Raw genomic sequence first — 17194 nt, forward strand, 5'->3', positions numbered from 1 at the left:
CGTGGCGGGGGGTGGAAGACTCGGAAGGGAGGGGCGAGGGGCGAGGAGTGGGCCCATGGGTGTCTCGACCGAGCCGGTCCGGCTGGACGACTCCGCGTACCACGAGCTGGCGCGGTCCTTCCGCGGCAGCCTGGTGCGGGCCGGCGATGCGACGTACGAGGAGCGACGGCGGGTCTGGAACGGCGCGATCGACCGGCATCCCGCCCTCATCGCGCCGTGCACGGGCCCCGGCGACGTCGCCGCGGCGCTGAAGTGGGCGACGGACACGGGCGCGCTCGTCGCCGTCCGCAGCGGCGGCCACAGTTTCCCCGGGCACTCGGTGTGCGACGGCGGTGTCGTCATCGACCTGTCGCCGATGAAGGACATCCGGGTGGACCCCGAGACCCGTACGGCCAGGGTCCGGGCGGGGGTGCTGCTGGGGGAGCTGGACCGGGCGACCCAGCCGTTCGGGCTGGCGGTGCCGTCCGGGATCGTGACGCACACCGGGGTCGCCGGGTTGACCCTGGGCGGCGGGATCGGGTGGCTGAGCCGCAAGTACGGGCTGAGCGTCGACCAGCTGCTGTCGGTGGAGCTGGTCACGGCTCGCGGGGAACAGGTCACGGTGAGTGAGACGAGCCATCCGGAGCTGTTCTGGGGAGTGCGCGGGGCCGGTGGGAACTTCGGTGTCGTCACGGAGTTCACGTTCCGGCTGAATCCGGTCGGGCCGACCGTCCTCGCCGGGCCCGTCCTGTGGTCCGTGGAGGATTCCCCGCAGGTGCTGCGCTTCTACCGGGACTGGATCACGGCGGTGCCCGACGAGCTGACGACGATCGTCGTGCACCGCAAGGTCCCGCCGCTGCCGGCGATCCCGGCCGAGCTGCACGGGCGGCCCGTGGTCATGGTGATCGGCTGCTACGCGGGCGACGTGGAGGCCGGTGCGGAGGTGATGCGTCCGATGCGGGAGTTCGGACGGCCCCTGCTGGACCTGTGCGTGCCGAAGCCGTTCCTGGCGCACCAGGCGATGTTCGACCCGTCGTTCCCGCACGGCTGGTGGTACTACTTCCGCAGTACGGGCATCGACCGCCTCACCGACGAGGTGATCGACACCATGGCGCGGTACGCGGCCCGGATCGGTTCCCCGCTCAGCTCCTTCCCGCTGTTCCAGCTGGGCGGCGCGGTGGCCCGGGCGGATGGGGACGGCACGGCGTTCGGTGACCGCGGCGTGGGCCACATGCTCAACATCAACGGGATCTGCGCGAGCGCCGACGGCTTCGACGAGGAGCGCCGCTGGGTCCGGGAGTTCTGGGCGGCGCTGGAGCCGCACCATGCGGGGGTGTACGTCAACTTCCTGATGGACGAGGGCGAGCGGCGGATCCGGCAGGCCTACGGGCCGGGCGCGCTGGGCCGTCTGCGGGCCCTGAAGGCCGAATGGGATCCGGCGAACGTCTTCCGCCTCAACCAGAACATCCCGCCACCGCCGGTCTAGCCGCCGTCCGCCGGTCCGCCCACGGGTCCGCCCGCCGGTGCGTTCGCACGGTGGCGGCGCGCCCCGAGCCACCCGTACAGCAGGGCTGTGACGGGCAGCACGGCACCGGCGAGCGTGTCGGGATCCACCTGCCGCGCCCGGGCTTCGATCAGGGCCAGACCAGGCAGTAGGCCTGGTGGCCGTTCTCGTGGAGGCGGTGGGAGAAGTCCTGCCATTCGTGGAGCAGCTGGTAGACGTTGAACGCGTCGCGCGGACCGCCGCGGTCCGGGACCGTCGACCAGATGAAGGCCGCTGCGCCCACCGACTCCTCGCCGATGCCGCGCAGCGGGTCGACCACCGTCATCGGGAGCTTGACCACCGCGTAGTCGGGGTGGAGGACGACCAGCTCCAACGGGGGCACCTTGTGCAGAGGTATGCCCTCGATGCCGGTCAGGACCATCGCGGCCATCGTCTCCGGCTTGATCTTGGTGAACATGCCGCCCATGCCGAGCTCGTCGCCGCCGAGCTCCTCCGGCCGCATCGTGACCGGGACCCGGGCCGCCGTCGCGCCGTCGGGGGCGCCGAAGTACTTGTACGTCACGCCCATACCGCGGCCCTTGGGCAGGTCGTCGTCGGGGGCTTCCATCGGCCCCGGTACGGGATCGGCCGCGTCCGCGGCCCGGCGCCGGTGCTTGCCCCGTCGGCGGGCTTCGCGGGCCTCACGGGCGCGCTGCGGGTCGAGGCCGTCCGTACCCTCGCCCGGTCCACCACCGCGTTGCATATCTCCACCCGACTGGTCTTGCCTGCCCCGGCCCCGTGGCCCCACCACGTGGCCTGATCATCATGGCAGTGACCTCCCCCGGGGCGGCGCGGTGAAACGCCCGTCCGCAAGTCAGTCGCGGCCTGATGAGACCATGGCTGGTGTGAGCTACCCGTACCCGTATGAAGCCAAAGTCTCGCAGACTCTCTTTGACCGCGCGTCCCTCGTGACGCCTGGCGGCGTGAACTCTCCGGTGCGGGCCTTCCGCGCCGTGGGCGGAACGCCCAGGTTCATGGTGTCCGGTACCGGTCCGTACCTGACCGATGCCGACGGCCGCGAGTACGTCGACCTCGTCTGCTCGTGGGGGCCGATGATCCTCGGCCACGCCCACCCCGCCGTCACCGAGGCGGTCCAGGCCGCCGTCGCCCGCGGCACGTCCTTCGGCACGCCCGGTGAGGGCGAGGTCGCGCTCGCCGAGGAGATCGTCGCGCGGATCGAGCCGGTCGAGCAGGTCCGCCTGGTGTCCTCCGGCACCGAGGCGACGATGTCCGCGATCCGGCTGGCCAGGGGTTTCACGGGCCGCGCCAAGGTGGTGAAGTTCGCCGGCTGCTACCACGGGCACGTGGACGCGCTGCTGGCCGCCGCCGGTTCGGGCCTGGCCACCTTCGCGCTGCCGGACACCCCGGGCGTGACCGGTGCGCAGGCCGGCGACACGATCGTGCTGCCCTACAACGACCTGGAGGCGGTCCGGGCGGCCTTCGCCGCGCACCCCGGTGAGATCGCCTGTGTGATCACCGAGGCCGCGCCGGGCAACATGGGCGTCGTCACCCCGCTGCCCGGCTTCAACCAGGGCCTTGCCGACCTCTGCCGCGAGAACGGGGCACTCTACATCTCCGACGAGGTGATGACGGGTTTCCGCACCTCCCGCGCCGGCTGGTACGGCGTGGACGGGGTCAAGCCCGACCTGATGACCTTCGGCAAGGTCATGGGCGGCGGTTTCCCGGCCGCGGCGTTCGGCGGCCGCGCCGACGTGATGGGCTTCCTCGCTCCGGCGGGCCCGGTCTACCAGGCGGGCACGCTGTCCGGTAACCCGGTCGCCACCGCTGCCGGCCTCGCGCAGCTGCGGCTGCTCGACGGGGCCGCGTACGAGAAGGTCGACGCCGTCTCGAAGGAGATCCAGGCGCTGGTGACCGGGGCGCTGGCCAAGGAGGGCGTCGCGCACCGGGTGCAGACGGCGTCCAACATGTTCTCCGTGTTCTTCACGGAGGACGAGGTCCGCACCTACGACGACGCGAAGAAGCAGGAGTCCTTCCGCTTCAACGGCTTCTTCCACTCGATGCTGTCGCAGGGCGTCTACCTGCCGCCGTCGGCCTTCGAGTCGTGGTTCGTCTCCACCGCCCACGATGCGCGGGCGATCGAGCGGATCGCGGCGGCGCTGCCCGCCGCCGCCCGCGCCGCCGCCGAGGCCTCCCCGGAGGGGACCGTATGAGCAGCAAGGAGATCACCGTCGTCCATCTGATGCGGCACGGTGAGGTGCACAACCCGGACGGGGTCCTCTACGGGCGCCGTTCCGGCTATCACCTTTCCGAGCTGGGGCACCGGATGGCCGAGCGGGTCGCGGACCACCTGCAGGGGCGTGACGTCACGTACGTCGTCTCCTCCCCGCTGGAGCGGGCGCAGGAGACGGCGGCGCCGGTCGCCAAGCGGCACGGACTGGACGTGGCGACGGATGCGCGGCTGCTGGAAGCGGAGAACGTCTTCGAGGGCAAGACCTTCGGGGTCGGGGACGGCGCGCTGCGCAAGCCCGCCAACTGGAAGCACCTGACGAACCCGTTCCGGCCGTCCTGGGGCGAGCCGTACGTGGAGCAGGTCGTCCGGATGATGAGCGCGATCGAGGCGGCGCGCGACGCGGCCCGCGGCCACGAGGCGGTGGCGGTCAGCCACCAGCTGCCGATCTGGATCGTGCGCAGCTTCGCGGAGAAGCGCCGGCTGTGGCACGACCCGCGGCGGCGCCAGTGCACGCTGGCCTCGCTGACCTCGTTCACGTACCAGGGCGACCGGCTGGTGTCGGTGGGGTACAGCGAGCCGGCCCGGGACCTGGTTCCGGCGCATCTCCTGGCGGGGGCGAAGCCGGTGAAGGGCAAGTCCAAGGCGTTCGGCGCCTAAAGATTCATACAAGTCCCCTGGAATCACCGCGTGGTACCTCGACTTCATTGAAAAGTCCGTTTATGTGACTATTCATGAGCGACGATGCGCGCGACCTCACCCGCAGGGGACTGCTCGGGCTCGGTGCCGCGGCCGTGGCGGTTGCGGCCGGGATCGGCGGCTGCGGCGGCAGCAGCCGCCCGGCCGGCCCGGGCGGCCGTCCCGGCCCCGGCGGCTCCGGCCCGTCCGCGTCGGTGATCCGGCCCCTGGGCGACGGTTCCACCGCCGACACCGGGCCCCAGCCGCACCAGCCGCCCCGGCCCGTGCCGCTCCAGCCGGGCGAGACGCCACCGCAGTTCGTGGTGTTCAGCTGGGACGGCGCGGGAGAGGTCGGCAACGGCCTCTTCCCGCGCTTCCTCAAGCTCGCCAGGGACCACGGCGCGTACATGACCTTCTTCCTCTCCGGCCTCTACCTGCTGCCCGAGTCCAAGAAGGAGCTCTACCGGCCGCCGAACAACCCGGCCGGGGCCTCCGACATCGGCTACCTCAAGGACGAGAACGTCCGCAACACCCTCGGCTGCGTCCGTCAGGCCTGGCTCGACGGCCACGAGATCGGCACCCACTTCAACGGCCACTTCTGCGGCGGTTCCGGCTCCGTCGAGCACTGGACCCCGGCCGACTGGCGCAGCGAGATCGACCAGGCCGTGTCCTTCGTCACCAACTGGCGCACCCACACCGGCTTCACCGACGTCGACCCGCTGCCCTTCGACTACGGCAAGGAGCTCACCGGCGGCCGCACCCCCTGCCTGCTCGGCCGGGACAACCTGCTCCCGGTCGCCGCGGAGCTGGGCTGGCGCTACGACGCCTCCTCGCCCGGCGGCCTCCAGGTCTGGCCGCAGAAGAGGGGCGGCCTGTGGGACCTGCCCCTGCAGTCCATGCCGTTCCCCGGGCACTCCTTCGAGGTGCTGTCGATGGACTACAACATCCTCGCCAACCAGTCGAAGAACACCACCCGGGGCGTCCCCTCCAACTACCCGGCCTGGCGCACCCAGGCCACCGCCTCCTACCAGGCGGGCTTCCGCCGTGCGTACGAGACGAACCGCGCGCCCCTCTTCATCGGCAACCACTTCGAGGAGTGGAACGGCGGGATCTACATGGACGCCGTGGAGGAAGCCCTCAAGAGCATGTCGGACAAAAAGGATGTACGGCTCGTATCCTTCCGGCAGTTCACCGACTGGCTGGACGTCCAGGACCCCGCACTGCTCTCCCGGCTGCGCACCCTCGCCCCCGGCGAGTCCCCGGCCGGCGGCTGGAAGACGTACCTCACCCCGCTCCCCGCGGCCTGACCAGCGAATTGCGCACCGCCCCGGGGGGTGCGGAAGATCCGCAAAACGCCCATGCGAAACTTTTCACATGAGAATTGGCCGCGCCCCCCGTCGCCGCCGCTCGACCAGCGGCCGCGTCCTCCTGCTGACCGCGGTGACCCTCGCGAGCGCCCTGACCCTGACGGCGTGCAGCGACGACGGCGGCAAGCCGTCCGGGAGCGCCGGCGGCAACTACGTGACCGGCAAGAGCGGCATCTCCACCGTCGCCAAGGGCTCGCGCGACGAGGCGCCCAAGCTCGACGGAGAGACCGTCGACGGCGGGACCCTCGACACCACCGCCCTCAAGGGCAAGGTCGTCGTCCTCAACGTGTGGGGATCCTGGTGCCCGCCGTGCCGCGCCGAGGCCCCCTACTTCGCGAAGGTCTCCAAGGAGCTGGAGGCCGCCGGGAAGCCCGTCGCCTTCGTCGGCATCAACACCCGCGACACCAGCAAGCAGAACGCCGCCTCCTTCGAGGAGAACTTCGGGATCACCTACCCGAGCCTCTACGACCCGGACGGCAAGCTGATGCTCCGCTTCCCCGCGGGCACGCTGAACGCCCAGTCCATCCCTTCCACGATCGTCCTCGACAAGGAGGGCCGGATCGCCGCCCGCACCCTGGTCGCGGTCAGCGAACAGCAGCTGCGCTCCATGATCGACCCGCTGCTCGCGGAGCAGTGACCTCGTGCTCGTGTACGTCCTCGCCGCCGAGTCGACCGGCGTGAACACGACGGTGCTCAGCGGCGCACTGCTGCTGGCCATGCCCCTGGCCCTGCTCGCCGGGCTGGTGTCCTTCTTCTCGCCCTGCGTCCTGCCGCTGGTCCCCGGCTACCTCTCGTACGTCACCGGCGTCAGCGGAGCCGACCTCGCCGAGGCCCGGCGCGGCCGGATGGTGGCGGGCGCGAGCCTGTTCATCGCCGGCTTCACGGCCGTCTTCGTCTCCACCGGAGCCCTCTTCGGCTACTTCGGAGCGACCCTCCAGGGCAACAAGGAGATCATCTCCCGCGTCCTCGGCGGTCTGGTGATCGTGCTCGGCCTCTTCTTCATGGGCGCGATCCCGGGCCTGACGATGCGGGAGTTCCGCTTCCACAAGAAGCCGACCGCGGGCCTGATCGGGGCGCCCGTGCTCGGCGTGCTCTTCGGCGTCGGCTGGACCCCCTGCATGGGTCCGACGCTCGCCGCCGTCAACACGCTCTCCATCGACCAGGCCAGCGCCGGCCGGGGCGCACTGCTGACCGTCGCCTACTGCCTCGGCCTCGGCCTGCCCTTCATCCTCGCCGCCATCGCCTTCCGCAAGGCGCTCGGCGCGTTCGGCTGGGTCAAGCGCCACTATGCATGGGTGATGCGCATCGGCGGCGGCATGCTGATCCTGACCGGCCTGCTGCTCGTCACAGGTTTGTGGGACAGCATCGTCAACGACATGCAGAGCTGGACCCAAGGCTTCACGGTGGGGATCTGAGGACTACACGCATGAGTACGACCGAAAGCGAAACCGAAACCGAACCCGACGCCGTCGCGGCCGGGGCGCAGCTGTCCACCGCCCCCGTCGAGGACGCCGGCGGCCCCGTTGGCATCGGCGTGGTCGGCTGGATCCGCTGGATCTGGCGCCAGCTCACCTCCATGCGGGTGGCGCTGATCCTGCTCTTCCTCCTCTCGCTGGGCTCCATCCCGGGTTCCCTGGTTCCGCAGAGCCAGGTCGACGCCATGAAGGTGGCCCAGTGGAAGAAGGACCACTCCTTCTGGGTGCCGCTCGCCGAGAAGCTCCAGCTGTTCGACGTCTACAGCTCGGTCTGGTTCTCCGCGATCTACCTGCTGCTGTTCATCTCCCTGATCGGCTGCATCGTCCCGCGCAGCTGGCAGTTCGTCGGCCAGCTCACCGGCCGCCCGCCCGGCGCGCCCAAGCGCCTGGACCGGCTGCCCGCGTACGCGACGTGGCGTACGGAGGCCTCCCCCGACGAGGTGCTCGCGCACGCGAAGACGGTCCTCGGCGGGCGCCGCTTCCGCACCGAGGCCGGGCAGGGCTCCGTCGCCGCCGAGAAGGGCTACCTGCGCGAGGCCGGGAACCTGGTCTTCCACGTCGCCCTGATCGTGCTGCTGGTCGCCTTCGCCTGGGGTCAGCTGTTCAAGTCCGAGGGCGGCAAGCTGGTCCTGCGCGGCAAGGGCTTCGCCAACACGCTGACCCAGTACGACGACTTCAAGTACGGCAGCTTCTTCAGCCCCGACGACCTGCCGCCGTTCTCCTTCACGCTCGACCGGTTCGACGCCACGTACGAGAGGACCGGCCCGCAGAAGGGCACCCCGCGCGACTTCACGGCGTACGTCACCTTCCGGGAAGGCGCAGACGGCGCGCCGCAGCAGCGCGAGATCCAGGTCAACAAGCCCCTGGAGGTCGACGGGGCCAAGGTCTACCTGCTCGGCCACGGCTACGCGCCCGTCGTCTCGGTGACCGACCCCTCCGGCAAGGTGGTTTACAAGGACGCCGTGCCGATGCTGCCCTTCGACTCCAACCTGAGCTCCTCGGGCGCCGTCAAGGTGCCGGACGGCTACACGAACAAGGACGGGCAGAAGGAGCAGCTCGGCTTCAACGCCATGTTCGTCCCCACGTTCGCCGGTGAGGGCAGGGGCACGATGCTCTCCCAGTTCCCGGCGGCCGACTTCCCCGTCCTCGCCCTCAGCGCCTACCACGGCAGCCTGGGCATGGACTCGGGCCTGCCGCAGAACGTGTACCAGCTGAACACCTCGAAGATGCAGGAGTTCAAGGGCGAGGACGGGCAGCTGTTCAAGAAGCGGCTGCTGCCCGGCGAGGCCATGGAGCTGCCGAACGGCGCGGGCACCGTGAAGTTCGAGGGCATCGAGCGCTGGGCCACCTTCTCCGTCACCCGCCAGCCCGGCAGCGGCCTCGCCCTCGCCGGCGCCGTCGCCGCCATCGGCGGCCTGGCAGCGTCCCTGTTCATCCAGCGCCGCCGCGTCTGGGTGCGCGCGGTCCGCGCCGAGGACGGCACCACCGTCGTCGAGATGGCCGGCCTGGGCCGCAGCGAGTCGGCAAAGCTCCCCGAGGAACTGGGGCAGCTGGCCGCCGCCCTGCACGAGCAGGCGCCCACGGCGCCCGACCACCCCGTCAAGGAAACTGCCGAAGGAGAGCGCGGATGACGCCGCTCGCAGCAGCCGAGGTCAACGAGAACCTGGCTCAGATCAGCAACTACCTGATCTACTCGTCGATGGCGGTCTACACGCTCGCCTTCCTCGCGCACATCGCCGAGTGGACCTTCGGCAGCCGCAGCAAGGTGGCCCGTACGGCGGCCGCGCTGACTGCCCCGCAGGCCGCCGCCGCTCCCGCCGTGCAGGTGCGGGGCAAGGCGGGCACCGCCGTCCTCGACAAGCCGCAGGTGGTCACGCGGTCCGCCGCGGGCACCCGTGACGTCCCGGACGGCCCCGGCGCCGCCGGCGGCACAGCGGAGGGCGACCTCTACGGGCGGATCGCGGTGTCGCTGACCGTGCTCGGGTTCCTCCTCGCGGCGGGCGGCGTCGTCACCCGCGCGCTGTCCGTGCAGCGGGCCCCGTGGGGCAACATGTACGAGTTCTCGATCACCTTCGCCACGGTGGCCGTCGGCGCGTACCTGGCGCTGCTCGGGCTGAAGAAGAACGTGCGCTGGCTCGGCCTGTTCCTGGTCACCACCGTCCTGCTCGACCTGGGCATCGCCACCACCTGGCTCTACACCGAGAGCGACCAGCTGGTCCCGGCGCTGCACTCGTACTGGCTGTGGATCCACGTCTCCACGGCGATCTTCTGCGGCGCCGTCTTCTACATCGGTGCGGCCGGAGCGGTGCTGTACCTGTTCCGCGACTCCTACGAGGCCAAGCTGGCCGGCGGCGGTACGCCGTCGCGGTTCGCGGGCTCGGTGCTGGAGCGGTTCCCCTCGGCGGCCTCGCTCGACAAGTTCTCGTACCGCATCAACGCGGCCGTCTTCCCGCTGTGGACCTTCACGATCATCGCGGGCGCGATCTGGGCGGGCGACGCCTGGGGCCGCTACTGGGGCTGGGACCCCAAGGAGGTCTGGTCCTTCGTGACCTGGGTGGCGTACGCCTGCTACCTGCACGCCCGCGCCACCGCCGGCTGGAAGGGCCGCAAGGCCGCGTACCTCGCGCTCTTCGCCTTCGCCTGCTGGATCTGGAACTACTACGGCGTGAACATCCTGCTCAACGGCAAGCACTCCTACGCGGGCATCTGACCGAGCGGAGTGGGACGCTGGTGGTATGCCTCCTGTGAGTCATGCCACCAGCGAGAGCCGCGGCGAAGACCGCTGGCTGCTCCGTTTCGAGGTGCACCTGCCGTGCGCGTACGAGGGCCTGTGGCCCGCGCTGACCACGGCGGAGGGACTGCGCGGCTGGCTGGCCGCGGCGGACGTCCTGGAACGGCGGCTCGGCGGAGCCGTCACCCTGCGCTGGCTGAACAGCGGCGCGAGCGATTCCGGCCACATCACGGCCTGGGACGTGGAGCGGGTCGTGGAGTACACGCTCGCCGAGCACGGGCGGATCCGCTTCCACTTGGAGCCCGTGGGCACGGACTCGACGGTGATCCGTTTCCTGAACGAGCGCGAAGGTTCGCACGACGACCGCCTGGACAGCCTGGCCGGCTGGCACCACCACTTCGAGCTGCTGGAGACCTCCCTGGGCGGCCATCCGGCGGACTGGTCGCAGTGGACGGACGCCCGCTGGGCGCAGCTGCGGTCCTCCTACGCGTCCTTCGCCCGGACGTAGGCGCCCGCGCGTCGGCACCGGGCGTGGGGCGGGCGGGCGGGCGTGCCGGCGTTCACCAGACGGGCCGCAGTGCGGGCAGGGGTGCGTCCCCGTTCAGCGCGCGCACCAGCCGGCCCAGTTCCATGCGCAGGGCGCCGAGGTCGACGTCGGCCCCGAGCTCCGCTTCCAGCGCGTGCAGGACGCGGCCCGCGACGGCGAGGTGCCGGTCCGCGGCGGGGGTGAGCACCACCAGCTTGCGTCGGCCGCCCTCGGGGTGCGGTTCACGCCGGACGTAGCCCCGTTTCTCCAGGTCGTCCACGATCTGCCCGGCGGCCTGCTTGGTCACCCCGAGTCGTTCGGCGAGCTCGGTGGCGGTGGCCCCGGGGCCTTTGAGGGCCTGGAAGGCCATGCCGTGCACGGGGCGCAGGTCCCCGTACCCGGCTTCGTCGAGGCGCCGGGTGAACTCGCCGAGCAGGAGCTGGAAGCCGAGGCCGAGCAGGAAGGCCAGCTCGGGGCCTTGCGGGCTTCCGGGTACGTCGTCTCTGGTCACGCAAACATGGTGACACGACCGAGTCAGTCTGCTTTACTCGTGAGTAAAGCGGATTGACTCGCCCTGCCCCGAAGGAGTTCCCGTGCACGTCGTCACCACCTCGCCCGACCACGTCACCGTTTCGCCCAACGCCACCATGACCGGCCTCGCCGCCCCCAGCCGGGGCAGCTCCGAGCTCAGCACCTGGCACGTCGCCATGACCGCCGGCTCCACCGGCCCCGAGCACTCCGTCGACCGCGAGCAGGTCTGGACGGTGGTCGCGGGCGCGCTGGAGGTCACCTCGGCCGACCGCACCGAGCAGGTCGCGGCAGGCCAGACCCTGGTCCTCCCGCCCGGCGCCCTCCGGCGGATCCACGCGCCGCAGGACTTCGAGGCGTACGTCGCCATGCGGGCGGACGGCGTGGTGTCGGTCCCGGGGACCGAGGGCACCCGCGCCCTGCCCTGGGCGCAGTGAGCCGCCGGCCCGTACGGCATGCTTGGGCTTCGTGAACTCCGAAGAGAACCCCAAGAGACCTGTGGACCAGGCGAGTTGGCGATCCGCCGGACTCGGGATCGGCTTCGGCGCCGTGATGATGCTGATCGGCGCCTGCCTGCTGCTGGTGCCGGTGCGGACCGCCACCGCGGCCGCCCGCGACTTCGCCGCCGCGGACACCTGCGCCCCCGGCCTGCGGCCGCGACAGGAGGCGCAGTGCGTGAGCTCGGTGCCGGCGACGGTGGAGCGGTCCTGGAAGCCCGGGGTCAGGTACACGGTCGAGGACATCGAGGTCGTGCGCGGGGACGGGAAGAAGCAGCGGCTGCGGATGCAGTGGCACAGCGCCGAGCCGATCGTCGCGGACGGCGCCGAGGTCCGGCTGGTCCGCTGGCGCGGCCAGGTCCGGAACATCACCTACGGCCCCGGCTTCGCCCACACCGCCTACACCGTGGAGAACCCGTACACCGCCTACGCGGTGCCCTTCGGCTGGGGGCTGGGCCTGCTGATCATCGGGCCCGCCCTGGTGTGGGTCGGCTGCCGGCAGCGGTGGCTGTCCGGACGCTCGCGGCGGGCCGCTCCCTGGCAGCTCGTCGTGCCCTCCCTCGCGCTGACCGTCCTGGGCGTCGGCGTTGCGGTCATCGCCATGACCCTGGACCTCCGGATCGAGGAGACCCTGCGCTGGAGCGGGGCCGCCGCCGCTCTCACCGTCCTCTGCGCCGGAGCCGTCTGCCTGTACAAGGGCCTGCGCGGCGAACAGGACACGATCGAGATGGCGCCGCGCCGCGACGAGCGCGAGCACGTCTTCGGGGCGGTCCTGCTCGGCGACCGCAGCGGCCCCGCCGGCACCCGGCGCAACGCCTACCTCGTGGTGGCGCCGGGGGTGGTCGCCTTCACCAACGACCCGACCGGCGCCTTCCGCCGCGAGCCGCTCCCGGCGGGGCTGATGCTGGAGCGGGTCCGCCCGCTCTTGGCTTCGGACCCCGACGCCATGGACGTGGCCGCCGAGGAGACCTCGTACGTGGTCGCCCAGTGCCGGGACGGGGAGCGCGAGGTGCTCATCGCCGCCCGCCGCCGCGACATGCCGTGGCTGGTCGGCGCACTCCCGCAGGTCCGGCCCGCCGGAGTGTCCTAGGGCGGACGTGGTGCCCGGGCGGCGGGACGAGGGGAACGGCCTCATGCACCTAGTCCTGGTCCTGGTCCTTGTCCCGGTCGGTGTCCTTCTTCCTGTTCTCCTGCTCCTCGCGCAGGGACCTCAGGAACTCCGGGTTGTCGTCGGGCGCCACCCACTGCGTCCGGCGGCCCGCGCCCCGGCTCCCGCCGCCGATCGCCGCCCGCTGCCTGCCCGCGAACAGCCACACCACCGGCCCGACGATCGAGAAGAGCAGGATGATGAGCACCCACACCACCTTGGGAAGGTGCTTGACCTCTTCCTCGGGCGTGTTCAGGCAGTCGATGAAGGCGTAGATGGTCAGCGCGATGATCAGCAGGAACGGCAGATAGCGCAGCACGGTGTGGGACCGACTCCCCGGCAGTGGCGGGGGGCCCGCAGCGGGCCCCGGTGACGCTCCCAGGGTAGTAGGTGGCGGATACTGAACCCCATGGCTTACGACGATCTCCGCTCGCTGCTCCGGGCTCTGGAGCGGGAGGGCGACCTCAAGCGCATCAAGGCCGAAGTCGACCCGTACCTGGAGGTCGGGGAGATCGTCGACAGAGTGAACAAGGCGGGCGGGCCCGCGCTGCTCTTCGAGAACGTCAAGGGCTCGGCGATGCCGCTCGCCATGAACGTCTTCGGGACCGACCGCCGCCTGCTCAAGGCCCTCGGCCTCAAGTCGTACGGCGAGATCAGCGACAAGATCGGCGGTCTGCTCAAGCCGGAGCTCCCGCAGGGCTTCATCGGGGTCCGTGAGGCCTTCGGGAAGCTCGGCTCGATGGTCCACGTGCCGCCGAAGAAGGTGAAGGGCGACGCCGCCCCCGTCCAGGAGGTCGTGCTCACCGGCGACGACGTGGACCTCGACCGGCTGCCGGCCCTCTTCACCTGGCCCAAGGACGGCGGCTCCTTCTTCAACCTCGGCCTCACCCACACCAAGCACCCCGAGACGGGCGTGCGCAACCTCGGCCTCTACCGCCTCCAGCGCCACGACAAGCGCACCATCGGCATGCACTGGCAGATCCACAAGGACAGCCGCAACCACTACGCGGTCGCCGCCAAGCGCGGCGAGCGGCTGCCGGTCGCCATCGCCTTCGGCTGTCCGCCGGCGGTCACGTACGCGTCGACGGCGCCGCTGCCGGGCGACATCGACGAGTACCTCTTCGCCGGGTTCGTCGCGGGCAAGCGGATCGAGATGGTCGACTGCAAGACCGTTCCGCTCCAGGTCCCGGCGAACGCCGAAGTCGTCGTCGAGGGCTGGCTGGATCCGGGCGAGATGCTGCCGGAAGGCCCCTTCGGCGACCACACCGGCTTCTACACGCCGCAGGAGCCGTTCCCCGCGCTGAAGATCGACTGCGTGACGATGCGCAAGCGGCCGCTGCTCCAGTCGATCGTCGTCGGCCGCCCGCCGACGGAGGACGGCCCGCTGGGCCGGGCGACGGAGCGTTTCTTCCTGCCGTTGCTGAAGATCATCGTCCCGGACGTCGTGGACTACCACCTGCCCGAGTCGGGCGGCTTCCACAACTGCGCGATCGTCTCGATCGACAAGAAGTACCCGAAGCACGCGCAGAAGGTCATGCACGCCATCTGGGGCGCGCACATGATGTCGCTGACCAAGCTGATCATCGTGGTCGACGCGGACTGCGACGTCCACGACCTGCACGAGGTGTCCTGGCGGGCGCTGGGCAACACGGACTACTCCCGCGACCTGACCGTCGTGGAGGGCCCCGTCGACCACCTCGACCACGCCTCGTACCAGCAGTTCTGGGGCGGCAAGGCGGGCATCGACGCCACGAAGAAGCTCCCCGAGGAGGGCTACACCCGCGACGGGGGCTGGCCCGACATGGTCGAGTCGGACCCCGCGACGGCGGCCCTGGTGGACCGCCGCTGGAAGGAGTACGGACTGTGAGCCCGGCGATGGGCGGACCCGCCCTCTTCATCGGCACCGACACGGCGTACGTGGCCGTCGTGCGCCCGCGCCTGGACCCGGCCGACCCCGAGGTCCGTGCGGCCGCCGAACAAACCGGCGTCTCGCCGGAGGAGTTCGCGGGGCCCGGCAACGTGTGGGCGCTGATGTGGGAGGACGAGACCGGCGCGGGCGGCGGCTTCGAACTGCCGGGCCTCAGGGACGCGGAGGCCGAGGACTTCGCCGCCCGCCTGCTGGCCGAGCTGTCCTTCGAGACCGGGCCGTTCGTCGTCGGGGCGGGCGAGGTGCTGCGGCTGCAGGCCCACCCCGGCCCTGGCGGCGCGGACTGCCGCTTCCTGGCCGCCATCACCCCGCCGGAGGGCGAGGAACTGCCCCCGCTCACGCTGGAGATCCCGCCCGTGGACGCCGACGCGCTCCGCGCCGACCTCGAAGACTTCCGCAGGAGCCTCGCATGATGACCACCGCCGATGGCGTGCTCGGCCCCGGACAGGCGCCGCAGGCCCCCGGCAAGGTCAGGGCCTTCCTGCGGCTGGTGATGATCGAGCACTCGGTCTTCGCGCTGCCCTTCGCCTACATCGCCGCGCTCACCGCGATGTTCCGGCTCGACGGGACCGTGCACTGGGGCGAGCTGCTGCTCGTGACGGTGTGCATGGTGGGGCTGCGGACCTTCGCGATGGCGACCAACCGGATCATCGACCGGGAGATCGACGCCCGCAACCCGCGCACCGCCGGGCGCGAGCTCGTCACGGGCGCGGTGTCCGTGCGGTCGGCCTGGACGGGCGCCGGGGTGGCGCTGGCCGTGTTCCTCGGGGCGGCGGCGCTGCTGAACCCGCTCTGCCTGGCGCTGGCTCCGGTGGCCGTCGTCCCGATGGTGGTGTACCCGTACGGCAAGCGGTTCACGAACTTCCCGCACGCCATCCTGGGCCTGGCCCAGGCGATGGGGCCCGTCGGGGCCTGGCTGGCGATCACCGGCGCCTGGTCCTGGGACGCGGTGATCCTGGGCCTCGCCGTGGGCGTGTGGATCGGCGGCTTCGACCTGATCTTCGCCTGCCAGGACGTGGCCGCGGACCGCGCGGAGGGCGTCAAGTCCGTCCCCGCCCGCTTCGGCGTGCCGGCGGCCCTGTGGGGCGCCCGCGGCGCGCACGTCGTGACCACCGGCCTGCTGGCCTGGTACGCGGTGGCGACCGGGGCCGGGGTGCTGTTCTGGTGCGGCCTGGTGATCGTGGTCGGGGCGTTCCTCTACGAGCACACGATCGTCAAGCCGCACGACCTGTCCCGACTGAACCGCGCCTTCTTCACGGTCAACGGCTTCATCGGAATCGCGCTTTTCGTGTGCGCCCTCCTGGACCTCGCGGTGCGGGGCCTGACCCTTTAGCTCGATGGCGTGAGCCGTGGCGGATCTGCGTGCGCACGGTCTGACGCCGTGGGTACCGTCCGGCCTACCATCGAGTGCATGGACAGGGAGGCCGACGTGACCGTCTCGGAGAGCGACCGCCTGCACTCACAGCTCAGCCGGTTCGAGGACATGTTCCCGGGCTACCGGATGGAGATTGTCGAGGGCGCCATCGTGATGAGTCCGCTCAAGCCGCACCACAACGCCACCATCTGGCAGCTGTGGAGCGTGCTGAAGCCCCAGATGTCCGAAGAGTGGGGCTTCCTCAGCGATGTCGCGATCCCCTTCGACGGCGACAACGAGTTCTGCCCTGACCTCGCCGTGGTCCCGGCCGCCGAAGTGGCAAAGAACCTTAGCGCCTACGCGCCCGACCTGATCGAGCTGGCCGTCGAGGTGGTCTCGCCGAGCAGCCGCCACAACGACTACGAAGTCAAGCGCCGCGCCTATGCGCGCCGAGGGATCCCGCACTACCTGGTCTTCGACCCCTACAAGGCGCACTGCGTGATGTTCTGGAACCCCGGCCCCGACGGCTACCGGGGGACGGACACCATCGCGTACGGCGAGAACGTCGCCGTCGAGACCGGCATCGGCAAGCTCAGGATCGACACCTCCGAGCTGCCCGTGGACCCCTCCGCCGTCAGCTGAGGACGGCCGGGCGGTCCGGGGCCGGGCGGCGGAACCAGAGGGCCGTGGCGATGCCCGCCGCGAGGCCGCACAGGTGGCCCTGCCAGCTCACGGTGGCGTCGGTGGGGAGGACGCCGACCACGATCGTGGCGCCCCAGACGAAGGCGACGCCGAGGGACACGGCGATGCCCAGCGCCTTCCGCTCGACGAACCCGCGGACCAGCAGGTAGCCGAACAGGCCGAAGACCAGGCCGGAGGCGCCCGCCGTGATGGTGTTCGGCCAGGCGATCAGCCAGATGCCGATCCCGTCCGCCAGGACGATCAGCCCGCACACCGCGAGGAACCGGCGGATGCCCGACAGGGCCGTGACGAAGCCGAGGACCAGCAGCGGGATGCTGTTGGCGGCGACGTGGCCGAAGCCGAAGTGCAGGAACGGCGCGAAGAGGATGCCGCTCAGGCCGGCCGGGTCGCGCGCCGGGATCCCGTACGCGTCGAGGGCGTGCCCCGTGGCGTGATCGACCGCTTCCACGACCCACAACAGGGCCACCCAGCCCAGCATCAGCTGGGCCGCGGCCTTCGCCCGGTCGGTCTGCGTCCAGGTGTCCTGCAACGTGCTCACTGCCGCGCCGCCCC

General features: G+C 71.1%; 19 protein-coding genes. 15 read left to right on the forward strand and 4 right to left on the reverse strand.

Features of this window, described 5'->3' with window-relative positions:
- Window positions 1-55 precede the first annotated feature (55 nt).
- Window positions 56-1465: an FAD-binding oxidoreductase gene (locus AB0B01_RS23005; protein WP_361722111.1), complete on the forward strand. Its 1410-nt coding sequence runs from the start codon at window positions 56-58 to the stop codon at window positions 1463-1465.
- Between the two features lie 148 nt (window positions 1466-1613).
- Here the strand turns inward: AB0B01_RS23005 and AB0B01_RS23010 are convergent, their stop codons facing one another.
- A complete protein-coding gene (locus tag AB0B01_RS23010; protein ID WP_356851979.1) occupies window positions 1614-2051 on the reverse strand; it encodes a hypothetical protein in 438 nt (145 codons plus the stop codon).
- 307 nt (window positions 2052-2358) lie between these two features.
- Between AB0B01_RS23010 and hemL the strand changes: the two genes are divergently transcribed.
- The 8 genes from hemL to AB0B01_RS23050 all read left to right on the forward strand — a co-directional run bounded on the left by hemL (window position 2359) and on the right by AB0B01_RS23050 (window position 10469).
- Window positions 2359-3693 (forward strand): glutamate-1-semialdehyde 2,1-aminomutase, encoded by a 1335-nt coding sequence (hemL, locus tag AB0B01_RS23015; protein ID WP_361722114.1) that lies wholly within the window; start codon window positions 2359-2361, stop codon window positions 3691-3693.
- Entirely contained in the window at window positions 3690-4370 is a 681-nt protein-coding gene (locus AB0B01_RS23020; RefSeq protein ID WP_361722117.1) for a histidine phosphatase family protein, read from the forward strand. Before hemL ends, AB0B01_RS23020 begins: the two co-directional genes overlap by 4 nt.
- Before the next feature lie 74 nt (window positions 4371-4444).
- Window positions 4445-5695 (forward strand): hypothetical protein, encoded by a 1251-nt coding sequence (locus tag AB0B01_RS23025; protein ID WP_361722120.1) that lies wholly within the window; start codon window positions 4445-4447, stop codon window positions 5693-5695.
- Window positions 5696-5762: 67 nt separating this feature from the next.
- The gene (locus tag AB0B01_RS23030; protein WP_361722123.1) at window positions 5763-6392 is read left to right on the forward strand and encodes a TlpA disulfide reductase family protein; all 630 of its coding nucleotides are present in this window, start codon (window positions 5763-5765) and stop codon (window positions 6390-6392) included.
- A 4-nt stretch (window positions 6393-6396) separates the two neighbouring features.
- Complete coding sequence (locus AB0B01_RS23035) at window positions 6397-7170, forward strand: cytochrome c biogenesis protein CcdA (protein ID WP_361722126.1); 774 nt, start codon at window positions 6397-6399, stop codon at window positions 7168-7170.
- Between the two features lie 11 nt (window positions 7171-7181).
- Complete coding sequence (locus AB0B01_RS23040) at window positions 7182-8861, forward strand: cytochrome c biogenesis protein ResB (RefSeq protein WP_361722129.1); 1680 nt, start codon at window positions 7182-7184, stop codon at window positions 8859-8861.
- Window positions 8858-9940, forward strand: a complete 1083-nt coding sequence (gene ccsB / locus AB0B01_RS23045) for a c-type cytochrome biogenesis protein CcsB (RefSeq protein ID WP_361722132.1) — start codon at window positions 8858-8860, stop codon at window positions 9938-9940. The genes AB0B01_RS23040 and ccsB overlap by 4 nt, the downstream gene beginning before the upstream one ends.
- A gap of 25 nt (window positions 9941-9965) precedes the next feature.
- Window positions 9966-10469 (forward strand): SRPBCC domain-containing protein, encoded by a 504-nt coding sequence (locus AB0B01_RS23050; RefSeq protein WP_361722135.1) that lies wholly within the window; start codon window positions 9966-9968, stop codon window positions 10467-10469.
- Window positions 10470-10521: 52 nt separating this feature from the next.
- Here AB0B01_RS23050 and AB0B01_RS23055 read toward each other — a convergent pair whose 3' ends face one another.
- A complete protein-coding gene (locus tag AB0B01_RS23055) occupies window positions 10522-10998 on the reverse strand; it encodes a MarR family winged helix-turn-helix transcriptional regulator (protein ID WP_361722138.1) in 477 nt (158 codons plus the stop codon).
- An 82-nt stretch (window positions 10999-11080) separates the two neighbouring features.
- On the opposite strand from AB0B01_RS23055, the gene AB0B01_RS23060 reads away from it, so the two are divergent.
- Entirely contained in the window at window positions 11081-11452 is a 372-nt protein-coding gene (locus tag AB0B01_RS23060; RefSeq protein ID WP_361722141.1) for a cupin domain-containing protein, read from the forward strand.
- Between the two features lie 31 nt (window positions 11453-11483).
- Window positions 11484-12602: a hypothetical protein gene (locus tag AB0B01_RS23065; RefSeq protein ID WP_361722144.1), complete on the forward strand. Its 1119-nt coding sequence runs from the start codon at window positions 11484-11486 to the stop codon at window positions 12600-12602.
- Between the two features lie 49 nt (window positions 12603-12651).
- On the opposite strand, the gene AB0B01_RS23070 is transcribed toward AB0B01_RS23065, so the two are convergent.
- Window positions 12652-12978 (reverse strand): PLD nuclease N-terminal domain-containing protein, encoded by a 327-nt coding sequence (locus AB0B01_RS23070; RefSeq protein WP_361722146.1) that lies wholly within the window; start codon window positions 12976-12978, stop codon window positions 12652-12654.
- Between the two features lie 90 nt (window positions 12979-13068).
- Between AB0B01_RS23070 and AB0B01_RS23075 the strand changes: the two genes are divergently transcribed.
- The 4 genes from AB0B01_RS23075 (at window position 13069) to AB0B01_RS23090 (ending at window position 16582) form a co-directional block, all read left to right on the forward strand.
- Window positions 13069-14526 (forward strand): menaquinone biosynthesis decarboxylase, encoded by a 1458-nt coding sequence (locus AB0B01_RS23075; RefSeq protein ID WP_361722149.1) that lies wholly within the window; start codon window positions 13069-13071, stop codon window positions 14524-14526.
- Window positions 14523-14999: a hypothetical protein gene (locus AB0B01_RS23080; protein ID WP_361722152.1), complete on the forward strand. Its 477-nt coding sequence runs from the start codon at window positions 14523-14525 to the stop codon at window positions 14997-14999. The genes AB0B01_RS23075 and AB0B01_RS23080 overlap by 4 nt, the downstream gene beginning before the upstream one ends.
- Window positions 14999-15919, forward strand: coding sequence for a menaquinone biosynthesis prenyltransferase MqnP (gene mqnP, locus AB0B01_RS23085; protein WP_361722155.1), 921 nt, complete (start codon window positions 14999-15001; stop codon window positions 15917-15919). The genes AB0B01_RS23080 and mqnP overlap by 1 nt, the downstream gene beginning before the upstream one ends.
- 78 nt (window positions 15920-15997) lie before the next feature.
- Window positions 15998-16582: a Uma2 family endonuclease gene (locus tag AB0B01_RS23090; protein WP_361722158.1), complete on the forward strand. Its 585-nt coding sequence runs from the start codon at window positions 15998-16000 to the stop codon at window positions 16580-16582.
- Here the strand turns inward: AB0B01_RS23090 and AB0B01_RS23095 are convergent.
- A complete protein-coding gene (locus AB0B01_RS23095; protein WP_361722216.1) occupies window positions 16575-17120 on the reverse strand; it encodes a rhomboid family intramembrane serine protease in 546 nt (181 codons plus the stop codon). The two genes, AB0B01_RS23090 and AB0B01_RS23095, sit on opposite strands and share 8 nt — an antisense overlap.
- Between the last annotated feature and the right edge of the window lie 74 nt (window positions 17121-17194).

Source organism: Streptomyces sp. NPDC044571, from assembly GCF_040647115.1.
Classification (GTDB): Bacteria; Actinomycetota; Actinomycetes; order Streptomycetales; family Streptomycetaceae; genus Streptomyces.

Bases quoted from the DNA above. Each gene is read 5' to 3' on its own strand.
- AB0B01_RS23005 (WP_361722111.1), top strand. From the start codon at position 56: ATGGGTGTCTCGACCGAGCCGGTCCGGCTGGACGACTCCGCGTACCAC.
- AB0B01_RS23010 (WP_356851979.1), bottom strand. From the start codon at position 2,051: ATGGGCGTGACGTACAAGTACTTCGGCGCCCCCGACGGCGCGACGGCG.
- hemL (WP_361722114.1), top strand. From the start codon at position 2,359: ATGGCTGGTGTGAGCTACCCGTACCCGTATGAAGCCAAAGTCTCGCAG.
- AB0B01_RS23020 (WP_361722117.1), top strand. From the start codon at position 3,690: ATGAGCAGCAAGGAGATCACCGTCGTCCATCTGATGCGGCACGGTGAG.
- AB0B01_RS23025 (WP_361722120.1), top strand. From the start codon at position 4,445: ATGAGCGACGATGCGCGCGACCTCACCCGCAGGGGACTGCTCGGGCTC.
- AB0B01_RS23030 (WP_361722123.1), top strand. From the start codon at position 5,763: ATGAGAATTGGCCGCGCCCCCCGTCGCCGCCGCTCGACCAGCGGCCGC.
- AB0B01_RS23040 (WP_361722129.1), top strand. From the start codon at position 7,182: ATGAGTACGACCGAAAGCGAAACCGAAACCGAACCCGACGCCGTCGCG.
- ccsB (WP_361722132.1), top strand. From the start codon at position 8,858: ATGACGCCGCTCGCAGCAGCCGAGGTCAACGAGAACCTGGCTCAGATC.
- AB0B01_RS23050 (WP_361722135.1), top strand. From the start codon at position 9,966: ATGCCTCCTGTGAGTCATGCCACCAGCGAGAGCCGCGGCGAAGACCGC.
- AB0B01_RS23075 (WP_361722149.1), top strand. From the start codon at position 13,069: ATGGCTTACGACGATCTCCGCTCGCTGCTCCGGGCTCTGGAGCGGGAG.
- mqnP (WP_361722155.1), top strand. From the start codon at position 14,999: ATGACCACCGCCGATGGCGTGCTCGGCCCCGGACAGGCGCCGCAGGCC.
- AB0B01_RS23090 (WP_361722158.1), top strand. From the start codon at position 15,998: ATGGACAGGGAGGCCGACGTGACCGTCTCGGAGAGCGACCGCCTGCAC.
- AB0B01_RS23095 (WP_361722216.1), bottom strand. From the start codon at position 17,120: ATGCTGGGCTGGGTGGCCCTGTTGTGGGTCGTGGAAGCGGTCGATCAC.